A 20,971-nucleotide genomic window follows, 5' to 3' on the forward strand; every position below is an offset into this window, starting at 1 on the left:
CCTTCTCTGTTACCTTATAGAGATTCTAGTGTACTACTTATAATCCTAATGAAATGTATTTGATTTCTAAATATTCCTCGATGCCGAAATGACCGCCTTCACGCCCGATACCACTTTCTTTAAACCCACCGAACGGCGCTTGTGCAACTGACGGAAGACCATCATTTAAACCGATAATACCGTACTCTAGCGCTTCACTAATTTGGAACGCTTGGCTAATATCCTTCGTAAAAATATACGCAGCTAAACCGTATGGTGTATTATTTGCACGTTCAATTACTTCTTCAACTGTTTTAAATTTCGCAACTGGTGCAACTGGTCCAAATGTTTCTTCAGTCATACAAAGCATTGTATCATTTGCCAATCCAATTACAGTCGGCTGAATGAAATGTCCATCTAGTTCTGTAACCTGTTGGCCTCCATATAAAAGTTCTCCACCTTTTTGAACTGCATCTTCAATATGTTCTTGTACTTTTGAAACTGCATTCTCATCAATAAGTGGTCCTACAGTAGTTCCCGCACCGAATCCTTCTCCGACTTTAAGTTGCCCTACTGCCTTTTGGAACTTCTCTACAAATACTTCGTATACTTCTTCTTGAACGAATACTCGGTTTGTACATATACACGTTTGTCCTGCATTACGGAATTTCGAACCAATAACGGCTTCTACCGCTTTATCTAAATCTGCATCATTCATTACGATAAATGGAGCGTGACCACCTAATTCTAATGAAACTTTTTTCATCGTTTGCGCAGCGCTAGCCATTAACTCTTTCCCAATTTCCGTTGATCCTGTAAAGGACACTTTTCGAACGCGCTCATCTTCCATCCACGTATCAGCAATTGCTTTTGCACTACCTGTTACAATGTTTATTACACCTTTTGGAATTTCCGCTTCGTGTGCTAATTCAGCTAACTTCAATGCAGTTAACGGTGTTTGACTTGCAGGCTTTACAACTGCTGTACAACCTGCTGCAAGCGCTGGAGCTACCTTTCTCGTAATCATAGCCGCTGGGAAGTTCCACGGTGTAATAGCTGCCATAACCCCAACTGGTTGCTTCATAACTAAAATACGTTTGTTCGGATGAGAAGCAGGAATCATTTCACCGTATACGCGCTTCCCTTCTTCTGCATACCATTCAACAAAGCTATTTGCATAATTCACTTCACCAAGCGCTTCTGCAAACGGCTTTCCTTGCTCCTTCGTCATAATCGCTGCGATTTCTTCTTTATTTTCATCAATAAGTGTGAACCACTTTTTTAATTTCGTTGCACGATCCGCGGCTGTTAATTTTGACCATGTTTTAAAAGCCTCATGCGCCGCATCAACGGCTTGCTTTGCCTCTGTTATCCCGCCCTTTGGTACAGTTGCAAATATTTCTTTCGTTGCTGGATTGTTTACTTCGATTTGCTCTTGCAGTGTAATCCACTCACCATTTATATACATCGCTTTTTTCTCTACATTTACAAACGTCGATTTTTTATCCAATGTTTTCTTCCTCCTCTATGAACTTCTTAATCTTCCTAGTGGCAGCAGATTGACTTATTTTTAAAAACTCTGCTACTTTATAGCTTGATCCACATGTTTTATACGCTTTTAAAATAATATTTCGTTCCACTTCTTCCAACATTTTATAGAGACTTTGACCTGACTGTTCAACTGTTGATTCCTGCATTGCTATTGGTAAATCCTCTATCGTAACGACATCGTCAGCAGTAATAACAATTCTTTCAATTACATTCTCTATTTCTCTATTGTTTCCCTCCCACGGGTATCCAACAAACATTTGTAACGTACTAGGTGCTAACTTTACATCACGTCCGTACTTTTTATTAAAGTGCTGTAAATAATAATAAACGAGTGGTAAAATGTCTTCTGTTCTTTCCCGAAGTGGCGGAATTGAAATCGGAATGACATTCAGACGATAATATAAATCTTTCCGAAATGTTCCTCGTTTCACCATCTCACTTAAATCTCTATTTGTTGCCGCTACAATTCGAACGTCCACCTTTTTTAATTCTCTTCCGCCTATAGGACGAAATGTTTTTTCTTGCAATACTTGCAGAAGCTTCGCTTGAATTTCAAGCGGCATTTCACCAATTTCATCTAAGAAAAGAGTCCCTTTATGTGCTGACTCTAATAATCCCTTTTTCCCTTCACGATTTGCACCTGTAAAAGACCCACCTGAATATCCAAAAAGCTCCGATTCAATTAAATTTGTTGGCAAAGCCGCACAATTAATTTCATAGAAACTTTCATTCTTCCGGTGACTTACTTCATGTAGATGACGTACTAAGCGGCTTTTTCCCACGCCTGTCTCACCTAAAACGAGAACAGTACTATCTACCACAGATACTTTTTTAATCGTTTCTATTATTTTTTGCATAGCAATGCTTTTAAAAATAAGTCCTTCATGTTCATATGTTTCCCTTAATTCTTTTTTGTATGTTTTTAACTGATTATCCATTTCCTCTACCTTTTGTCGTAATTGATAGAGTTCAGTAAGATCTCGAGAATAACTAATCACTCTTCTTAAATTTCCCTCATCATCAAAAACTGGCCTCGTCCGAACATGTAAATACTCTCCCGATTTCGTCGTTTGAACGAGTTCAATCGGTCTCTTTTTTTCAATTACTTCTAATGTTGCAGATGGATAAAAGATTCCATCCTTTTGTAGTTCCTTTACATGTTTACCTACTAACTCTTCAGCAGCTAGTTGATAGTGCCTTTCGCATGTACTATTTACACGGACAACGATTCCCTGCTCATCTGTAACAAAAATTTCGTCAAACGCATATTCAAATACATCTTTTAAATCCATTAACACTCGTTCCTTTTCTGCAACCATCCTAGCCACCCCTAACTTCAAATCCATCGATTCACTTCACTACCTTTATTATAAAGTGAATTTTCTGCATTTTATATAGAGTCAGCTAGAATGTTTGCGATTTATCATTCAGTTTTTATACACGGGCGATATTTGCTTGCTCATAACAAGCTTGTAATGATTCTTCAATAATCGTTAAACCTTCCTCAAGTTGCTCACCTGTAATAACCAATGGCATTAATACACGGACAACATTTCCATATGTCCCCGCAGATAATAAAAGTAATCCTCGTTTATTTGCTTCCGCACACAAATTAGCTGTTAATATTTTGTCAGGCACTTTCGTCTTACGATCTTGAACGATTTCAAATGCACACATTGCCCCTAATCCGCGCACATCACCGATGCAATTATATTTATTTTTCATCTCTTGGAATCGGTCCATTACGACTTTTCCTAATTCTATCGCTCTATCATTTAATTTTTCTTTTTCTATTACATCCAGAACCGCTAATGCAGCCGCACATCCTAATGGACTTCCTGCATACGTTCCACCAAGCTCTCCAGGTGCAGACTCATTCATAATTTCTTTACGTCCAATAACACCGCTTATCGGTACACCAGCTCCTAATGACTTAGACACTGTAATTAAATCTGGAACGACATCATAATGATCAATTGCAAAGTATTTTCCTGTACGGCTAAATCCAGTTTGAATTTCATCCGCTACAAATAAGATGCCATGTTCTGAACAAATATTGCGTACTTCTTGAACAAATTTCTTACTTGGGACGATAAATCCGCCTTCCCCTTGAACCGGCTCCATAACAACAGCTGCAATTGTTTCTGGTGCTACTTCTGATATAAAGAAGTTCTTAAACTCTTCAATGATAAAATCATCGTACTGCTCTTCCGTTAACCCCTCTGGACGACGGTATTCATATGGGAATGGCGCTTTATATACTTCTGGAGCAAATGGACCGAATCCAAATTTATATGGCTTCACTTTACTTGTCATCGTCATTGTCATCAATGTACGCCCGTGGAAACCTTTAGAAAACGCAATAATACCTGATCTTTTCGTATATTTACGGGCGATTTTCACTGCATTCTCTACCGCTTCAGCACCACTGTTTAAAAATAGTACTTGTTTATCAAAACTTCCTGGCGCTAATGCAGCAAGCTTTTCCGCTAATTCAATATATGGCTCATACATCATGACATTAAATCCCGTATGAATGTATTGATCTACTTGTTTATGAAGTGCTTCTTTAACAGCCGGATGACAATGCCCTACATTAATTGTCCCTATTGCCCCAGCAAAATCAATATACTGATTACCATCAACATCTGTTACAAGAGCTCCATTTGCAGATTGTACAAACGTTGATATGCCGTTACTTACTCCTTTTGGTACTATATTTTGGCGGCGCTCTAATAAAGTTGCTGCTTTTGGTCCTGGAATTTGTTCATTTACTTTAGCAAATTTTTTTGTGTTCATTGCGTACCCCATCCTTTTCTTTACATTGTTTTCTCTTTTTATTGCAAAATACATGCCAACTTTCCGTTCTAGTATTCATCCTATACTCTTTGTATCCAGGCATAAAAAATAAGTCTATAAAGACTCATCAAGAGTCTTTATAGACTTATTTCCCTTGCATACTAGACTTTCCTTGTTCCCAAATAAACTCACCTGAATGAGAAATAAACTCACCAACAGATTCTACGACTAAGTCCGCAAGTGGTTCTAAAGTTTTACGGTCCCCCGTACCAGATAGTACTCCAATAGCATAACAATCACCACCGTTTTTAGCTAAATATAGATCGGTTGGCGTATCTCCAACGACTGCCACCTCACATGCCTCTAAATGAAACCTTTCACAAACGGATTCTATAATTCTTTTATCAGGTTTCTGTGCCGGAAACGTATCAGAAGCTACAATATAATCAAAAAAGGATTCTAATTGATATTGTTTTAAAAATAATTCTGTCGGCGCAAAATCATCAGCTGTAACAACACCTAAAATAAATCCTTTATCTTTTAAACTTTGTAAAATTCTTGGTAGATCTGCCGTCATTTTCATATAGGAACGATGCTCGTACATAAGCGAAAATAATTTTTCACTTACCCATTCATGCATCTCCTCTTCCTTAGATGACTTAATATACTTACAAAGCCCCTTTGCTACATCGAGGCTTGTTCCAGCCGCTAGTGCGCTACTTGGATGAACAAATACCCCATCCACACCAATCTCTTTTAATAAAGCTTGCTGCATTGACTCTGGTAATTGATATAAATTTATACATTCCGCTACAAGCTCTTCCGCTACTTTTATCCAAATTGAGTGAAAATCCATTAATGTCCCATCTTTATCAAATAGTATTGCTTTTACCTTCTCCATAGCACCCTACCTCTCATTTCTTATCCTCTTCAGTGTATCAATAAAATATGGATATAAAATAAATGAATTGTAAAAATACCATAAAAATCAAACTAACTTCCAATTTACAATTCTAATAAAAAAAGATGCCCTTACAGGGCATCCTCTTGATGTTCAGGAACAAATAATTCCAGACAATGATATATGTTTTCGAATTCCATCGGGGCATCCCCACCGTACTCACCATCTAAATTAATCATTAGTTTATCTGGTGAATGCACTTTAATTCGATTTGCTTGTGTGTATAGTACTTTCGGATTGTTAATATGTTCCCCACGCTGCGCTTGTGTTGCTGCTTTAATTAAATCAGCGATAGAACCTTTTTTCAGCACTAATAAGTCAAATAATCCATCGTTAATCGATGCATACGGTGCTACTTTTTCAAATCCACCAACTGAACGAGTATTTGTAATTAAAAACATCGTAATTTCTTCTTGTAATAACTTCCCATCATACTCGATTTCAACATATGTTGGATGTAATGATGGTAACATTTCTATTCCTTTTAAATAGTAAGCAAGTTGGCCTAATACTGTCTTTAGCTTGCTTGGTACTTCATATGTTAATTCTGTAATACGGCCGCCACCAGCAATATTAATGAAATATGTATCATTCGCTCTACCAAGATCTAAAGGAACTGTTTTCCCTTCACAAATAATATCGGCTGCCTCTTCTATAGCGCGAGGTACACCGATCGCACGTGCGAAGTCATTTGTCGTTCCAACTGGAATAATTCCAAACTTCGGACGATGCTCATGTCCTACTAAACCATTTACCACTTCGTTTAACGTACCGTCACCACCAGCGGCGATAACAACATCAAACTTACGATCCGCAGCTTGTCTCGCCGCTACAGTTGCATCTCCAGGACCAGTCGTCGCATGACAAGACGCTTCATATCCAGCTTGTTCTAATTTTTGTAATACTTCTGGTAAGCTCTTCTTAAATAGCTCACGCCCAGAAGTAGGGTTATAAATAATCCTTGCTCGTTTCATCATTTATTAGCACAGGAAATTCCTTATTCATTGAAAAAAAGAATACACCGAATTCTTATTCAGTATCCCTATGCCTACCTCCTCTCATCTTCCTATCCTTCTTTTATCCCGCTCAAACAGGCAGTAAGAACCCGATTGGTGAAGGCTAATAATCAACGGGGGATGAACACCCCCACTACTGATTAAAGTTTCACTTTATGTCTATCCATTCTTCCATAAAAATTTACATATAACGAATAATAATTATCTATTATTTCATGAGATGAAAAAAAACCTCTATGTCTAGATTTATCATTATTCCCACCTTTTTGCAACTATCATACCATAGTTGCTATACAAACATTTTTTCACTTTTGACAGTTAATCAAACGTTTATTTAAATTATTTTTCACCATTTAAACAAACGTTTGATTAACTCAGAAAAAACACCCAAATAAGGGTGTTTTTTCTGTTTAATCTTTAAGAATCTATACTATTTTAGCATTCAAAAATAAGAATCTCTCTCTTATTTTATCGCTTATTAATCTCTTCAAGTAAGATTTTGTTAACAAGCGGTGGGTTTGCTTGTCCTTTTGTCGCTTTCATAATTTGACCAACTAAGAAGCCAATTGCACGGTCTTTACCGTTTTTGAAGTCTTCAATAGATTGTTCATTATTATCAAGGATTTCTGTTACGACTTTACGAAGTGTACCTTCGTCAGAAATTTGAACAAGACCTTTCGCTTTAACGATTTCTTCTGGATCTCCACCTTTTTCAATTAACTCGTTAAATACTTTCTTCGCGATTTTAGAAGAAATTGTACCTTTTTCAATTAATTGAACCATTTTAGATAAACCAGCAGGCGTTAATGCAACATCTTTTAATTCTTTTTGTTGTTTGTTTAAGTATGCAAGTACTTCACCCATTAACCAGTTTGATGTTAATTTCGCATCTGCTCCATCTGTAATTGTTGCTTCAAAGAAATCAGACATCTCTTTCGTTAATGTTAATACGTGTGCATCATAAGCTGGTAATCCAATTTCAGCAACATAGCGAGCTTTACGTGCATCTGGAAGTTCTGGAATAGAAGCACGCACTTCTTCTTTCCACGCATCATCGATATAAAGTTCAACTAAATCTGGCTCTGGGAAGTAACGGTAATCGTCAGATCCTTCTTTTATACGCATTAAGATTGTTTTCTTCGTTGCTTCATCATAACGACGTGTTTCTTGTTGGATGATACCACCAGATAACAATTCTTTTTCTTGACGCACTTGTTCGTGCTCAAGACCTTTTTGTACGTAAGTGAATGAGTTTAAGTTTTTCAGTTCTGCTTTTGTACCGAATTTTTCTTGTCCAACTGGACGAAGGGAAATATTCGCATCACAACGTAGAGAACCTTCTTCCATCTTACAATCAGATACGCCAGTGTATTGAATGATTGATTTTAACTTCTCTAAGTATGCGTATGCTTCTTCTGGCGTACGCATATCTGGCTCAGACACGATTTCGATTAAAGGCATACCTTGACGGTTATAGTCTACTAATGACCCGTCAGCTGTATGCGTTGATTTACCAGCATCTTCTTCTAAATGAAGACGTGTAATACCGATACGTTTCTTTTTGCCATCTACTTCGATTTCAATCCAACCATTTTCTCCAATTGGCTTATCAAACTGAGAGATTTGGTAAGCTTTCGGATTATCTGGATAGAAATAGTTTTTACGGTCGAACTTCGTTTCCGTTGCGATTTCACAGTTTAATGCCATTGCAGCTTTCATTGCAAAGTTAACTGCTTCTTTATTTAAAGTCGGAAGTACCCCTGGGTATCCTAAGTCAATTACACTCGTTTGTGTATTTGGCTCTGCTCCGAATTCTGTTGGACTCGCAGAGAAAATTTTCGAATTTGTTTTTAACTCAACGTGAACCTCTAAACCAATAATTGTTTCTAAATTCATCTATGCTCGCCTCCTTACAGACTTGCTTTTTTTGTATGATAGTCTGTTGCTTGCTCAAACGCATGTGCAACGCGGTAAATTGTCGCTTCATCGAAGTGTTTACCAATGATTTGTAATCCAAGTGGCATACTATTAGCACCGAATCCACATGGAACAGAAATCGCTGGAACACCTGCTAAGTTTACTGGGATTGTTAAAATGTCGTTTGCATACATTGTCATTGGATCATCCACTTTTTCGCCCACTTTAAATGCTGGAGTTGGCGTTGTTGGTCCAATAATAACATCGTAGTTAGCAAATACATTTTCAAAGTCGTTTTTAATTAATGTACGTACTTGTTGTGCTTTTTTGTAATATGCATCATAGTAACCAGAGCTAAGTGCAAATGTACCAAGCATAATACGGCGTTTTACTTCGTCACCGAAACCTTCGCTACGTGTGTTTTTGTAAAGATCTAATAAGTTATTTACATTATCAGAACGAACACCGTAACGTACGCCATCAAAGCGTGAAAGGTTAGCAGATGCTTCAGAAGAAGATAATAAGTAATACGTTGCTAGAGCGTATTTAGAGTGTGGAAGAGATACTTCCTCCCAAGTTGCGCCCATACCTTCTAATACTTTTAAAGCAGCTAGTACTGACTCACGAGCTTCTTCGCCAACACCTTCGCCTAAGTATTCTTTCGGTACAGCAATGCGTAAACCTTTAACATCGCCTGTTAAACCAGCTAAGTAGTTTCCAACTTCAACATTTGCAGAAGTTGCATCCATGCGGTCAATACCTGAAATAGCTTGTAATAAGTATGCATTGTCTTCTACTGTACGTGTAATCGGTCCGATTTGGTCAAGTGAAGATGCGAATGCTACTAATCCGTAACGAGATACGCGTCCGTAAGTTGGTTTTAAACCTACAACACCGCAATATGCAGCTGGCTGACGAATAGAACCACCCGTATCAGAACCTAGAGAGAATAATACTTCTCCTGCTGCTACAGCTGCTGCAGAACCACCACTAGATCCGCCTGGAACGTAATCTAAGTTCCATGGATTTTTTGTAGCGTAGAAACCTGAGTTTTCATTTGAAGAACCCATTGCGAACTCGTCCATATTTAATTTACCGATTGTAACTGTGTCAGCAGCTTTTAACTTTTGCACAACTGTCGCATCGTAAATTGGATCAAAGTTTGCTAACATTTTGCTCGCACAAGTAGTACGAAGACCGTTAGTTACAATGTTATCTTTTACACCGATTGGCATACCGAATAATAAACCATTATCTTCAGCGCCGATCTTAGCATCTAATTCTTTCGCTTTCGCGCGTGCATTTTCTTCATCTAATGTAAGAAAAGCTTTTACGTTATCTTCAACATCCGCAATACGTTTGTAAGATTCTTCTACTAAATCCGTAACGGAAATTTCTTTGTTGTTTAACTTCTTATGTAACTCTGATACAGAATGATCAAATAATGACATCGAAATTCCCCTCCTCTATTCTAATACTGCTGGAACACGGATTTGATTATCTTTGTGATCCGGTGCATTTTTTAATACTTCTTCTACTGGTAAACCTTTTTCTGGCACATCTTCACGCATAACATTTTTCATAGTTAATACATGAGTTGTTGGTTTTACATCTGTTGTATCTAATTCATTTAACTGTTCTGCAAATGTAACTATTGCATCTAGTTGTTTTTGAAATTTTTCTGCTTCTTGATCAGTAATTGCAAGACGTGCTAAATGTGCTACGTGCTTTACATTCTCAACGGAAATTCTTGACACGGCTAGGCCACCTCCATAATATATCGTTCAATCTACAATACTATTGATGATACCAAATTTTCAGTACTTCAAGCAAGTCAACACATGGCACTTACGGCATTTTTACATAAAAAAAGAAAGGCAAACGCCTTTCTTTACAATTTACTCTTTATCTAACGGTTTATTTTTTGGAAATCTCTCGTTATCTTCTTCATTATCACGAATTGTTTTTTGTAATACAAAACAAGACATCGTTAAAAATAACGTTCCAATTAAATAGTACCCTTTTACACTAAGCGTTTCATCTAACGTGTAAATCCCAATTAGCATCCCTGAAAGCGCACAAACAAATGAAGTCCATGCTAAAAACGTGAACGCTTGCGTATTTCTTCTTCTCATCATTATCCCCCTTGTTAGATGCACATCCATTATAGATAAATATATTTACCGTTATGGATTTTTATGTAAAATTCTTTTTCTATTTATTAATCTATCATAAAAAAATGCCCTTTTAAAGATTGTTTTCTGTCTAATCTGAAAAATAAATTAAAAATATTGACATTTATTTCTATTCTATATAAAATAAAAACAAATATTACGAACCTCGAAATATACGGGAGTGGAATTAATTGTTGCAATATGAACACTTTTTAGACTTACTGCTGGATAACGCCAAGAAACTTTTCTATCCTGAAGAATGGGTAAGCCTTGATTTAACACTTTCCAAGACAGAAGTATTTTGTTTACTTTGGATGGAGCGAAATACAGATATTACAATGACAAAAATTGCTGACCTTCTTGATATACCGATGAGTACAACGACAGGTGTTGTAAATCGCCTTGTAAAAAAGGGGTATATTGAACGGTACCGTGATGAAAACGATCGACGCATTGTATTAATTCGTTTAACAGAAAACGGCGTAATGCTCGTTCAAGAAGTAAAACAAAATGCAGCCCATTACTTTAGCCTAGTGACAGAAGCATTGTCAGAAGAAGAAAAAGCATTCTTACTACAAATCTTCCAAAAAATTATGAATCACATTGCTACGTCACAGCAAAAAATAGAAGAAAAGGTTTCTACACCTAGAATGAAAAACATTCCGATTGAATAAAGTGAAACTTTAATCAGTGAGGGGTTTTCTCATCCCTCACTGATTATTAGTTGAACCAATCGGGCATTTACGGACAGTTGCCCCCCCACCTAATTTCTTTGCTCCAGCCGAATTTTTGGACGGAAGTCTTACTGCCCGTTAATGCGGGATAAAGCCCTAACTGGGTTTTTATTCACTTAAATACTTCGATGTTCGTAATATTCGATAACCGAAACAAAGGGGATAGAATGATGAGAATTATTTTGTATACAGGTAAAGGCGGCGTAGGAAAAACTAGCATTTCAGCAGCAACAGCACTTCAAAGCGCAAAACAAGGATTAAAAACATTAGTAATGAGTACAGATCCTGCTCATAGTTTAGGAGATTCATTTGGTATAAAGCTATCTTCTGAGCCATTAGAAATTCGCGAAAACTTGTGGGCACAAGAGATTAATACGATTTATGAAATGGAAAAAGGCTGGGGAAAGTTACAGAAATACATTACCTTGTTATTCACTTCCAAAGCAGCTGATGATATTACAACAGAAGAATTAACGATGTTTCCTGGTATGGAAGATTTAATTAGCTTACTTCGCGTGCTCGATTATTATAAAAAAAACACATACGACGTTATCATCATCGATTGCGCTCCAACAGGAGAAACATTAGCAATGCTTAGTTTTCCAGACATGCTCGGCTGGTGGATGGAAAAATTATTTCCTATTAAAAGAAAAGTTTTAAAAGTCGTTCGTCCTGTAGCTCAACCACTTCTTGGTGTCCCCCTTCCAACCGATGATATTATGGACGAATTAACAAATACACTTGAACAGCTTGGAGAAATGAGAGATATTTTATCGAACCGAGAAATAACAAGTATCCGCATCGTTGTAAATCCCGAAAAAATGGTCATTAAAGAAGCTCAGCGTAGTTTTACTTATTTAAATTTATACGATTATAACGTAGATGCCATCATGATTAACCGTGTCATCCCTAACACTGTCACCGATCCTTATTTTCAAGCATGGAAAGATACGCAAAAGAAATATAAAACATTAATTCAAGATAGTTTTCAGCCGCTTCCTATTTACGAAGCTCCCATGTTTGAACAAGAAGTTGTTGGTTTACCTATGTTAGAGCGTGTAGGCAATGCTTTATTTAAATCCGATCCCTCTCCTACTGAAGTGAAATTCAATGGTCGCACACAATATGTGAAAAAAGATGGCGATGAATATATTTTCGTTCTGTCCATCCCCTTCTCAAACAAAAGTGAACTTTCATTAAATCAAAAAGGTGATGAGCTTATTATTCGAGCCGGCTCTGTTAAACGTAACATCACATTACCAAAAACATTAACACACCTTTCTATTCAAGGAGCCAAGTTTGAAGAGGATGTACTAAACATTCGATTTGGAGGTGTGGTGCATGCATGAGGAATTACTACGAAAAGTAATTCGGACAAAAGTAAGAGTCGGTATGCGTATATTAGAAGAGCTACCTACTCCAATCCAGCAATCAGCTAAGCAAATGCTAAGTATTTTGCAAGAGGAGCTAGCTGCTTATCCGAAAGAACGAGAGCATCATGAAGATAATTTAAAAAGTATCATAATTGAATAATCATCTCTGTATAGAGGGCCTTTTTAGGCTTTCTATACTTTATTGGAGTGATATAAGTTGATAAAAAAACATTCCACTATTACGCTTTGGATCATTCCTTTATTATTTTTCATTCATAACCTTGAAGAAGCTTTCCAAATGCGACAATATCTTGCTAATCAATTTTCAATTCATCTTATAACTAGCCAACAATTTTTCATTGCCATTTCCATATTAACAATCTTCGTCGTACTTATCGTCTTTCTATATCAACTAAACTTCTTGTCTTCTATATACTGGATTATTTTTATACAAGGGGCCATTTTCTTTAACGCAGTGCAACATATTATTTTGTTTTTGATTTATCGCTCCTATAATCCTGGCGTAATATCCTCAGTTTTCATTGTTATCTTTTCTATTTTCTTTTTTTCATCCAAAAAACAATTAATTCATAAAAAGCAATTCGTAATTACACTCATTTTCAGCTTACTTTCTTATCCCCTTATAATTTGGATTACCTTACTATTCGCTAGCTGCTTTCAGTAATAAAAAAAGACCAGGAAAACTCCCGGTCCATCACTCTACTTAACAAACATTGGATTCTACGTTATACAAAATTGGAAGGTACAAAATTAGGGTTTTGTTTGTTAAGTAGATTATATGTTGAACGAACTAACAGCGGAGGGGTTCCTTCTATTAGTTCATTAAACCCAATGATTATTTTACGATTTTTTCAAGCTCCTCAAATGAAAGATCTACTGAAATTGAACCATCCTTTGTTTCTTTCTTAACTGCATCTGTTACTTCTTTTGAATGATATAATTCAATTACTTTTTTCAGTGTTGGATCGTCTTTATCTTTCGTACGAGCTGCGAAAATATTAATATAAGGCTTCGCATTTTCATTCTTTGGATCTTCTAAGAAAATAGGATCCTTCGCTGGATCTAATCCAGCTTGACCAGCCACACCGTTATTAATAACTGAAGCAGCTACATCTTTTAATACACGAGGTGTTTGCTGTGCAATAACCGGTGTAATTTTTAACTTCTTCGGATTTTCAGCGATACCACTTGGATCCCCAAATAGACCAAAATCTTTTTTAAGTTTCAATAACCCCGCTGCATCAAGAAGTTTTAATGCACGTGCTTGGTTCGTTGGATCATTTGGAATAGCAATTTCTGAACCATCTGGGATTTCATTTGCTTTCTTATATTTTTCAGAGAATAAGCCCATTGGTGCAATTTGTGTTGTACCGACAGCTGTAATATCTAACTTATGCTCCTTTTTAAATTGCTCTAAGAAAGCAATATGCTGGAATGAGTTTAATTCAATATCTCCATCAGCTAACGCTTTATTTGGCGTTGTATAATCAGAGAACTCAACCAGTTTAATTTTAATCCCTTCTTTTTCAGCTTTTTTCTTCAAAATTTCCCAAACGTCTCCATCCGTTCCAGTTACACCGACGCGAACTACTTTCTCTTTTGCTCCTGCACCTGTGTCTCCACCCGAGCAGCCGCTTAGTGCTGAAATTCCTACAATCGCTGATAATGCAAATGCTAAAATTTTCTTCATTTTCTTTTCCCCTCTTCCTTTTTATGATCTGCGTAAAAACACTTTCGCAAAGTAGTTTCCTAAATTTTGAGCTATCTGTACGAGAATAATAAGTAAAACGACCGTTACGAACATAACTGATGTATCAAAACGTTGATAACCATATGTCATCGCTAAGTCACCAAGACCACCACCACCGACAAGCCCAGCAACTGCAGAAAATTCAATTAAACCAACTGTCATAAACGTAACACCTAAGATCAATGGTGCTAACGCTTCTGGCACGAGAATTTCAAAAACAATTCTAAGTGGTGAAGCGCCCATCGCTTGTGCAGCTTCAATTACTCCTTTCGGAACTGAGACAAGATTTGTTTCAACCATTCTAGCAATACCAATAGATGCCACTAACGTCATTGGGAAGATTGCTGCCGCTGTTCCAATCGTCGTTCCGATCACGCTTCTTGTTAGTGGGCTTAAAGCTACTAAAAAGATAATGAATGGAACTGGACGAATTGTATTAATGATGACGTTAAGAATAGAAAAAACCCATTTATTTTCTAAAAAATTACCTTTTCTCGTTACATATAAAAGTAAACCTAGAGGTATACCAAGAATTATAGCGAATATAAGGGTTACAATTACCATTAAGAGGGTGTCCCCCGTCGCATCTAATATGCGAGGCCAAAATATACTCCAATCAACTCGCATGAGCTTCTACCTCCTTCAGCTTCACTTGCAGTCTTAAATGTTGTAATGCTTTTTGAATTTCCTTCTGTTCACCTTGCAATTCTACAAGAAGATTTCCAAATAGCACATTTTGAAGTTCAATAATATTTCCGTACAGTACATTTACATCGACGTTATAGTTTTTTGCGATATATGATAGTACCGGCTGTCCTGTCTCCTCACCAGTAAAAGTTAAGCGATAAATCTGACCACCATTTTGAATTTTCGCTAGAACACTTTCTGGCAAGTGGTCATTAATAACAGAACGTACAAAGTTTTGAGTTGTCTTTGTTTTTGGTTGTGTGAAAACATCAAACAGTTTTCCTTCTTCAATAACTTTTCCCTTCTCCATTACAGCTACACGGTGACAAATTTCTTTCACAACATGCATTTCGTGTGTAATAAGAAGAATTGTTAAATTATATTCACGATTGACTTTCTTTAATAAGTTTAAAATCTCTGTCGTTGTTTCTGGATCTAAGGCTGATGTTGCCTCATCACATATAAGTATATCTGGTGATGTTGCAAGTGCCCTAGCAATCCCAACACGTTGCTTTTGTCCGCCTGATAACTGCTCCGGATAATAGTTTGCTTTATCTTCTAGCCCTACAAACTTCAGCAGTTCATTGACTCTTTCTTTTATTTCATTCTTTGGTACTTTCGCTAACTTTAATGGATAAGCAATATTCCCAAACACTGTTCTTGAATTAAATAAATTAAAACTTTGAAAAATCATCCCAATTCTTTGTCTAAGTTTCCGTAATTCTTTCGTTGATAAGGATGTAATATCTTTATCATCTATTGAGATCGTTCCTGCAGTCGGTCTCTCTAACATGTTTACTAGGCGTAATAACGTACTCTTTCCAGCACCACTAAATCCGATAATGCCAAAAATTTCGCCCTTCTCAACTGATAATGTTACATCCTCCACAGCATGAACAGATTGCCCACCTGATTCATATACTTTACTTACGTTATTAAAAGAAATCATTTTCTTCCCTCCTATATGCTGTAAAAACTAGAAGTAGAGCTTTCGAGGTAAAATAAAAAGTGCTCTCCTTCTTATCAGTAATAAAAGATAAGAAGGAGAGCACTTATATGTACTCGTTCACATCTTCTCATCTTCCAAGCCTATAAAGACTTGCTGGAGTTAGCACGGTATTAAAAAACCCGTTGCTGAGGTATCGTAGGGCCAGTCCCTCCACCTCTCTGGATAAGAATGTATCGATTTAATTGTCGTTTAATTAATTCTCATTATAGAACTCAGAATAGTGAGAGTCAATACATTTTTTAGAAAAATATTAATTATTTCTTTATTAAAATTTTCAAATAAAAATTCATAATAAAATAGTAATCTTGAAGGTTATGTAAAATTCTTCTCCCTCATATTTTTTAAAAGGATTATTTTTTCTATGAATTGAATACTATTATTTGAATATGAAATCAGAGGAAGGTGAATATATGAAAACAGCTCTATTACTCGTTGATATCCAAAATGATTATTTTCCAAATGGAAAGATGGAATTGCGCAATCCGGTAGAAGCAAGTGAGTATGCCAGTGAGCTACTAAAACACTTTAGAATGAACGGCGGACCTATTTTTCATATCCAGCATGTAGCAATAAAAAATGATGCTACTTTTTTCCTACCTAATACAGAAGGTGTCCATATTCACGAGAATGTCCGTCCGCTTAGAGAAGAAACTGTTATACTCAAACATTATCCAAATAGCTTCCGAGAAACTAATCTTTTAGAACAATTACAACGTTTAGACATTGAACACATCGTCATATGCGGGATGATGACTCATATGTGTATTGATGCTACCGTAAGAGCTGCTTTTGATTTCGGCTTTCATTGTACCGTTATACACGATGCTTGTGCTACAAAAGATCTTTCTTTTAAGAATGCTACTATACCAGCTGTTTATATTCACAATACAATTTTGGCCAGTTTAAATGGAGTATATGCAAATGCAATGAGTACAGAGGAATTTTTGGTTACAAAAAAACACTCCATTCAGTGAGCAAAACCGAAAAGAGTGTTTCTTGTCAAACCATAGATTTTCTTTCAAATTGTATTATACAGGAAATTCTTAAAATGAATACTAAAAAATGTGACTAATAAATCAACTTTTCCCGTCACTTTATTTCTATTTACATGTTTATCCCGCTATTAATAGGGTTTAGCTCGTCCTCTTCGAATAATAGTAATATATGGGATTCTAATTTAAAAGGAGCTCTTCACATTCTGTGAAAAGCTCCTCTACTATTTCTTATAAAGTTTCAGAAGTAGTTTTTGCTTGCATGTGAAGTGCTAAGTAATCTGGGCCACCAGCTTTAGAGTCTGTACCAGACATGTTAAAGCCACCGAATGGTTGGTAACCTACGATTGCACCAGTACATCCACGGTTAAAGTATAAGTTACCTACGTGGAAGTCTTCACGTGCTTTTTCAATATGGTCGCGGTTATTAGAAACAACTGCTCCTGTTAAACCGTATTCTGTATTGTTTGCAATTGCAAGTGCATGATCGAAGTCTTTTGCTTTACAGAATGCTACTACTGGTCCGAAGATTTCTTCTTTCATTAAGCGAGCATCTTCTGCAACATCAGCAACGATTGTTGGTTGGATGAACCAGCCTTTAGAATCGTCTCCTTCGCCACCTGCTAGGATTCTACCTTCTTCTTTACCAATTGCAACATAGCTCATTACTTTATCGAATGCAGCTTGGTCATTAACAGGACCCATATTTGTACCTAATACAGCTGGGTTATCAACTGTTAATTCTTTTGTTAATTCAACAGCACGATTTAATACGTGATCATATACATCTTCGTGGATTACAGCACGAGAACATGCAGAACATTTTTGTCCTGAGAATCCGAATGCTGATGCAACGATAGATTTAGCTGCTAATTCAAGATCTGCTTCTTTATCAACAACGATTGTATCTTTACCGCCCATTTCAGCGATAACACGTTTTAACCAGATTTGACCTGGATTTACTTTCGCTGCACGCTCATAAATGCGGATACCTACATCACGAGATCCAGTGAAGCTTACGAAACGTGTACGAGGATGATCTACTAAGTAGTCACCAACTTCAGAACCATTACCTGGCACGAAGTTTACTACGCCAGCTGGTAAGCCAGCTTCTTCTAATACTTCCATGAATTTCGCAGCTACTACAGGAGTTGTACTAGCTGGTTTTAGTAATACTGTGTTACCAGAAACTAAAGCAGCTGTTGTCATACCTGCCATAATTGCGAATGGGAAGTTCCAAGGAGAAATGATAACACCTACTCCTAATGGAATGTAAGAGAAACGATTATATTCAATTGGACGGCTTTCTACTGGAATACCGTCTTTCAATTTCAACATTTGACGAGCATAATATTCCATAAAATCGATTGCTTCCGCTGTATCAGCATCTGCCTCATTCCATGGTTTACCTGCTTCTTTTACAAGGATAGCAGAGAACTCATGTTTTCTACGACGAACAATTGCTGCAGCACGGAATAAAATGTCTGCACGCATTTCTGGTTTTGACTTTCTCCAAGTTTGGAATGTTGCATCCGCTACTTGCATTGCTTTTTCAGCTAATTCACGGCTTGCTTTTGAAACACGACCAACAAGTTCCTCTTTATTTGCAGGGTTTACAGAAACAATTTTATCTTCTGTAGTGATTTTTTCTCCCCCAATAATTAATGGATAGTCTTGTCCAAGATAAGATTCTACTTTCTTTAAACCTTCTTCAAACGCTAATTTGTTAGCCTCTACTGAAAAATCTGTAAATGGCTCATGTTTGTATGCTACTACCATTCTTTTTAGCCTCCCCTTAGAAAAACGTTTACATTTTACAACATTATTCTACACGATAATTTAGATTTATTCAAATATTCCTAGACTTATATTTTAAAAATTAATAAATTTTTAAAATATAACAAAAAAAAGAGATTCATACATGCGTATGAATCTACAAAATATGAGTATATTCCAAAACATTTTTTCCGATCAATAATATAGTAACTAATAAAAATAAAGTCCTTACATATCCAACGCCTTTTTGAACTGCAAACTTCGATCCAAAATAAGCACCTAAAATCATTGATAATCCCATAATAATACCGTATTCAAAATGAATTATATCTAAAAATAAAAAAGTAATTAAAGATACGATATTACTAACAAAGTTCAAAAGTTTTCCAGATGCCGCTGCTTGAATAAAATCCAAACCTATTAATAAAAATGCAAAAATTAAAAATGATCCTGTCCCTGGTCCAAAAAAACCATCATAAAACCCTATCATTAAAATAACAAAGAAAAATATTAATGTTTTCCTTTTCGTCATCTTCTTATAGGTAGATACGCTTCCCCAATCCTTTTTTGCAATAATATAAATGGCAATAAACACCAACATTACAAGTACTAATGGACGTAAAATATCCGGTGGAATAAATTTTACCACTAAAGCACCTGCGACCGCTCCAATAATAGTTAACGGGATTAACTTTCCTACAATTTTAAAATCGACTTTTCCTGATCGAATAAAATAAATTGCACTCGTAAACGTCCCCATCGTTGCAGCTAATTTATTCGTTGCAATTGCCGAAGCTGGTGACAAACCGACAAACATTAGTGCAGGAAGCGAAATTAATCCTCCACCTCCAACAACTGAATCAATAAAAGCTGCTAAAAATCCGAATGCAATTAATAAAATAATGACTTGAAGACTTAGTTCGTCCATGACCTTTACCCCTTATCCCCTTATTTATAACATTTAAAATTATAACAAAATTCCTCAAGAAAAAAAGCTGTTCCTTTGTGGAACAGCTTTTATCTTTAATCTAAAATTTTTACGAGTGGCTCATCTTGCTTCGCTTCACGTATAATAATCGCTTCTGGACGTTCTACAGATTTAATCGTTACTTGTACTCTCATATAATTTGGGAAGTATTCCATAACAAGCCCTGCTACATATTGTGTAAAACCAATTATTTCCGCTTTTCCATTAAACTGGACAGGAATATCCAGCTTCATTTCTTTTAATTCCTCGTCTCTATACATACCAGTACCGATAACAGCGGAATAATCGCCTTGGAAATAATCGCTTAGTTTTGCTTTGAAGTTAGATACCCTTGCAAGATCTTCACGCTTATTGTCTGTTTTTGCTTGTTCAGACGGGAACAAATAGTATTTCTCGTTAATTTGTTTCCAATCTTCAACCGTTTCACTACCTTTTTCCACATTAGCATAAGAAACAAAGTTTCCTGGCACAAGTGCAGACTTTGGAGATTGACGATAAATCGCAAATGTAATCGGAACGTTTTTTATGTCGGGCTTTTTTTGGTGCATAACTTTCAAGATTTCTTGCGCCATTTTTTTCCCTTCAGCTAACATTTTTTCGTCCTCGATTTTAGCCTCACGCGGATAACCATGCTCTTCATTAAAATATTGAACAGAATTCATTGCTAAACCAACTACAATACCACCAAGTTCAACATCTTTATCGCCTTTTTTCACATAATAATTATGCTCTAAAATATTTGAAATATATATTGGATTTTTTTTATTTTTCACTTCTAGTGATTCTGATCCTTCGCCTAACGCTGGATTGAGCCCTATATTCGGAAATTTAACTGCATCTTTTTTTAATTTGCTCTCTAGTTCCTTTTGTTCGGCATCTGTACGCTTTCTTTTTACAAGCATTTTTACGGTTTGATCATCTAGAGTACTTCCACCTTTAAAGAAATAATCTTTCGTATTAAATGATTCTTTTGCAATACGCATTAATCCTGTTTCAAATTCATCTATATCAAGACGATTATTTAATCCCTGCACAACTAATCCACGTGCAGATCCTGCATCAAATGGAACAGTCGTCTTATAATATTCATCCGAAATAGCATACTTCGGAACGACTGCTTGCTCTTTTGCTTTCCCTGATTTCTCAGCCACTTTTTCATCTTTGTCGGCACCTGCGCTACAACCACTTACAAGTAGGCCAAGACTTAATACCGCTAATGCTATTTTTTTCATGGTAAGTTTGCA

Annotated in this window: 20 protein-coding genes and 1 riboswitch; of the genes, 5 read left to right on the forward strand and 15 right to left on the reverse strand. The window is 36.3% G+C overall.

All coding sequences use genetic code 11. The annotated features are described in order from the left end of the window. Positions 1-37: 37 nt before the first annotated feature. The 9 genes from gabD to A6J74_RS15120 form a co-directional block, all read right to left on the reverse strand. The gene (gene gabD / locus A6J74_RS15080) at positions 38-1,489 is read right to left on the reverse strand and encodes an NADP-dependent succinate-semialdehyde dehydrogenase (RefSeq protein ID WP_000358974.1); all 1,452 of its coding nucleotides are present in this window, start codon (positions 1,487-1,489) and stop codon (positions 38-40) included. Beyond that, positions 1,482-2,849 carry a sigma-54 interaction domain-containing protein gene (locus A6J74_RS15085; RefSeq protein ID WP_000225131.1) on the reverse strand — a complete coding sequence of 456 codons (1,368 nt, stop codon included), beginning with the start codon at positions 2,847-2,849 and terminating at the stop codon, positions 1,482-1,484. The genes gabD and A6J74_RS15085 overlap by 8 nt, the downstream gene beginning before the upstream one ends. Before the next feature lie 115 nt (positions 2,850-2,964). Next, complete coding sequence (gene gabT, locus A6J74_RS15090) at positions 2,965-4,329, reverse strand: 4-aminobutyrate--2-oxoglutarate transaminase (protein WP_001093028.1); 1,365 nt, start codon at positions 4,327-4,329, stop codon at positions 2,965-2,967. Between the two features lie 145 nt (positions 4,330-4,474). Beyond that, positions 4,475-5,230: an HAD family hydrolase gene (locus tag A6J74_RS15095; RefSeq protein ID WP_000416653.1), complete on the reverse strand. Its 756-nt coding sequence runs from the start codon at positions 5,228-5,230 to the stop codon at positions 4,475-4,477. Between the two features lie 131 nt (positions 5,231-5,361). Further along, positions 5,362-6,267 (reverse strand): diacylglycerol kinase, encoded by a 906-nt coding sequence (locus A6J74_RS15100; protein WP_000977668.1) that lies wholly within the window; start codon positions 6,265-6,267, stop codon positions 5,362-5,364. 507 nt (positions 6,268-6,774) lie between these two features. Beyond that, complete coding sequence (gene gatB / locus A6J74_RS15105) at positions 6,775-8,202, reverse strand: Asp-tRNA(Asn)/Glu-tRNA(Gln) amidotransferase subunit GatB (RefSeq protein ID WP_001047676.1); 1,428 nt, start codon at positions 8,200-8,202, stop codon at positions 6,775-6,777. 14 nt (positions 8,203-8,216) lie between these two features. Next, positions 8,217-9,674, reverse strand: coding sequence for an Asp-tRNA(Asn)/Glu-tRNA(Gln) amidotransferase subunit GatA (gene gatA, locus A6J74_RS15110; protein ID WP_000051450.1), 1,458 nt, complete (start codon positions 9,672-9,674; stop codon positions 8,217-8,219). A gap of 15 nt (positions 9,675-9,689) precedes the next feature. Continuing rightward, positions 9,690-9,980 (reverse strand): Asp-tRNA(Asn)/Glu-tRNA(Gln) amidotransferase subunit GatC, encoded by a 291-nt coding sequence (gene gatC, locus A6J74_RS15115; protein ID WP_000086999.1) that lies wholly within the window; start codon positions 9,978-9,980, stop codon positions 9,690-9,692. Between the two features lie 141 nt (positions 9,981-10,121). Next, on the reverse strand, positions 10,122-10,358 hold the full coding sequence (locus A6J74_RS15120; RefSeq protein WP_001254393.1) for a YiaA/YiaB family inner membrane protein: 237 nt from the start codon (positions 10,356-10,358) through the stop codon (positions 10,122-10,124). Positions 10,359-10,588: 230 nt separating this feature from the next. Here A6J74_RS15120 and A6J74_RS15125 point away from each other — a divergent pair, with 230 nt between their 5' ends. The 4 genes from A6J74_RS15125 (at position 10,589) to A6J74_RS15140 (ending at position 13,189) form a co-directional block, all read left to right on the forward strand. Then, positions 10,589-11,071, forward strand: a complete 483-nt coding sequence (locus A6J74_RS15125; RefSeq protein ID WP_000942480.1) for a MarR family winged helix-turn-helix transcriptional regulator — start codon at positions 10,589-10,591, stop codon at positions 11,069-11,071. Positions 11,072-11,298: 227 nt separating this feature from the next. Further along, positions 11,299-12,480, forward strand: coding sequence for an ArsA family ATPase (locus A6J74_RS15130; protein ID WP_002037861.1), 1,182 nt, complete (start codon positions 11,299-11,301; stop codon positions 12,478-12,480). Continuing rightward, positions 12,473-12,664, forward strand: a complete 192-nt coding sequence (locus A6J74_RS15135; protein WP_000544097.1) for a DUF3926 domain-containing protein — start codon at positions 12,473-12,475, stop codon at positions 12,662-12,664. The genes A6J74_RS15130 and A6J74_RS15135 overlap by 8 nt, the downstream gene beginning before the upstream one ends. A gap of 57 nt (positions 12,665-12,721) precedes the next feature. Then, entirely contained in the window at positions 12,722-13,189 is a 468-nt protein-coding gene (locus A6J74_RS15140; protein WP_002106705.1) for an HXXEE domain-containing protein, read from the forward strand. A 171-nt stretch (positions 13,190-13,360) separates the two neighbouring features. Here the strand turns inward: A6J74_RS15140 and A6J74_RS15145 are convergent, their stop codons facing one another. Genes A6J74_RS15145 through A6J74_RS15155 form a run of 3 tightly spaced genes read right to left on the reverse strand, consistent with a single transcriptional unit; the run spans position 13,361 to position 15,911 of the window. Continuing rightward, the gene (locus A6J74_RS15145; protein WP_000721581.1) at positions 13,361-14,215 is read right to left on the reverse strand and encodes a MetQ/NlpA family ABC transporter substrate-binding protein; all 855 of its coding nucleotides are present in this window, start codon (positions 14,213-14,215) and stop codon (positions 13,361-13,363) included. A gap of 21 nt (positions 14,216-14,236) precedes the next feature. Beyond that, positions 14,237-14,902: a methionine ABC transporter permease gene (locus tag A6J74_RS15150; RefSeq protein WP_001261855.1), complete on the reverse strand. Its 666-nt coding sequence runs from the start codon at positions 14,900-14,902 to the stop codon at positions 14,237-14,239. Further along, positions 14,892-15,911, reverse strand: a complete 1,020-nt coding sequence (locus A6J74_RS15155; protein WP_000622986.1) for a methionine ABC transporter ATP-binding protein — start codon at positions 15,909-15,911, stop codon at positions 14,892-14,894. The genes A6J74_RS15150 and A6J74_RS15155 overlap by 11 nt, the downstream gene beginning before the upstream one ends. 124 nt (positions 15,912-16,035) lie before the next feature. After that, positions 16,036-16,140, reverse strand: a riboswitch (SAM riboswitch). 241 nt (positions 16,141-16,381) lie between these two features. Between A6J74_RS15155 and A6J74_RS15160 the strand changes: the two genes are divergently transcribed. After that, a complete protein-coding gene (locus A6J74_RS15160) occupies positions 16,382-16,945 on the forward strand; it encodes a cysteine hydrolase family protein (protein WP_000844920.1) in 564 nt (187 codons plus the stop codon). A 249-nt stretch (positions 16,946-17,194) separates the two neighbouring features. Here the strand turns inward: A6J74_RS15160 and pruA are convergent, their stop codons facing one another. The 3 genes from pruA to A6J74_RS15175 form a co-directional block, all read right to left on the reverse strand. Then, on the reverse strand, positions 17,195-18,742 hold the full coding sequence (pruA, locus tag A6J74_RS15165) for an L-glutamate gamma-semialdehyde dehydrogenase (protein WP_000259542.1): 1,548 nt from the start codon (positions 18,740-18,742) through the stop codon (positions 17,195-17,197). A 154-nt stretch (positions 18,743-18,896) separates the two neighbouring features. Further along, a complete protein-coding gene (locus A6J74_RS15170; RefSeq protein WP_000343983.1) occupies positions 18,897-19,667 on the reverse strand; it encodes a TSUP family transporter in 771 nt (256 codons plus the stop codon). Positions 19,668-19,762: 95 nt separating this feature from the next. Beyond that, positions 19,763-20,959, reverse strand: a complete 1,197-nt coding sequence (locus A6J74_RS15175; protein ID WP_000717024.1) for a CamS family sex pheromone protein — start codon at positions 20,957-20,959, stop codon at positions 19,763-19,765. Between the last annotated feature and the right edge of the window lie 12 nt (positions 20,960-20,971).

Source organism: Bacillus sp. FDAARGOS_235 (assembly GCF_002073415.2).
Lineage (GTDB): Bacteria > Bacillota > Bacilli > Bacillales > Bacillaceae_G > Bacillus_A > Bacillus_A toyonensis.

Coding starts and splice junctions, on each gene's coding strand:
- A6J74_RS15085 (WP_000225131.1), bottom strand. CDS start 2,849: ATGGTTGCAGAAAAGGAACGAGTGTTAATGGATTTAAAAGATGTATTT.
- gabT (WP_001093028.1), bottom strand. CDS start 4,329: ATGAACACAAAAAAATTTGCTAAAGTAAATGAACAAATTCCAGGACCA.
- A6J74_RS15095 (WP_000416653.1), bottom strand. CDS start 5,230: ATGGAGAAGGTAAAAGCAATACTATTTGATAAAGATGGGACATTAATG.
- A6J74_RS15100 (WP_000977668.1), bottom strand. CDS start 6,267: ATGATGAAACGAGCAAGGATTATTTATAACCCTACTTCTGGGCGTGAG.
- gatB (WP_001047676.1), bottom strand. CDS start 8,202: ATGAATTTAGAAACAATTATTGGTTTAGAGGTTCACGTTGAGTTAAAA.
- gatA (WP_000051450.1), bottom strand. CDS start 9,674: ATGTCATTATTTGATCATTCTGTATCAGAGTTACATAAGAAGTTAAAC.
- A6J74_RS15120 (WP_001254393.1), bottom strand. CDS start 10,358: ATGAGAAGAAGAAATACGCAAGCGTTCACGTTTTTAGCATGGACTTCA.
- A6J74_RS15130 (WP_002037861.1), top strand. CDS start 11,299: ATGATGAGAATTATTTTGTATACAGGTAAAGGCGGCGTAGGAAAAACT.
- A6J74_RS15135 (WP_000544097.1), top strand. CDS start 12,473: ATGCATGAGGAATTACTACGAAAAGTAATTCGGACAAAAGTAAGAGTC.
- A6J74_RS15145 (WP_000721581.1), bottom strand. CDS start 14,215: ATGAAGAAAATTTTAGCATTTGCATTATCAGCGATTGTAGGAATTTCA.
- A6J74_RS15150 (WP_001261855.1), bottom strand. CDS start 14,902: ATGCGAGTTGATTGGAGTATATTTTGGCCTCGCATATTAGATGCGACG.
- A6J74_RS15155 (WP_000622986.1), bottom strand. CDS start 15,911: ATGATTTCTTTTAATAACGTAAGTAAAGTATATGAATCAGGTGGGCAA.
- A6J74_RS15160 (WP_000844920.1), top strand. CDS start 16,382: ATGAAAACAGCTCTATTACTCGTTGATATCCAAAATGATTATTTTCCA.
- pruA (WP_000259542.1), bottom strand. CDS start 18,742: ATGGTAGTAGCATACAAACATGAGCCATTTACAGATTTTTCAGTAGAG.
- A6J74_RS15170 (WP_000343983.1), bottom strand. CDS start 19,667: ATGGACGAACTAAGTCTTCAAGTCATTATTTTATTAATTGCATTCGGA.
- A6J74_RS15175 (WP_000717024.1), bottom strand. CDS start 20,959: ATGAAAAAAATAGCATTAGCGGTATTAAGTCTTGGCCTACTTGTAAGT.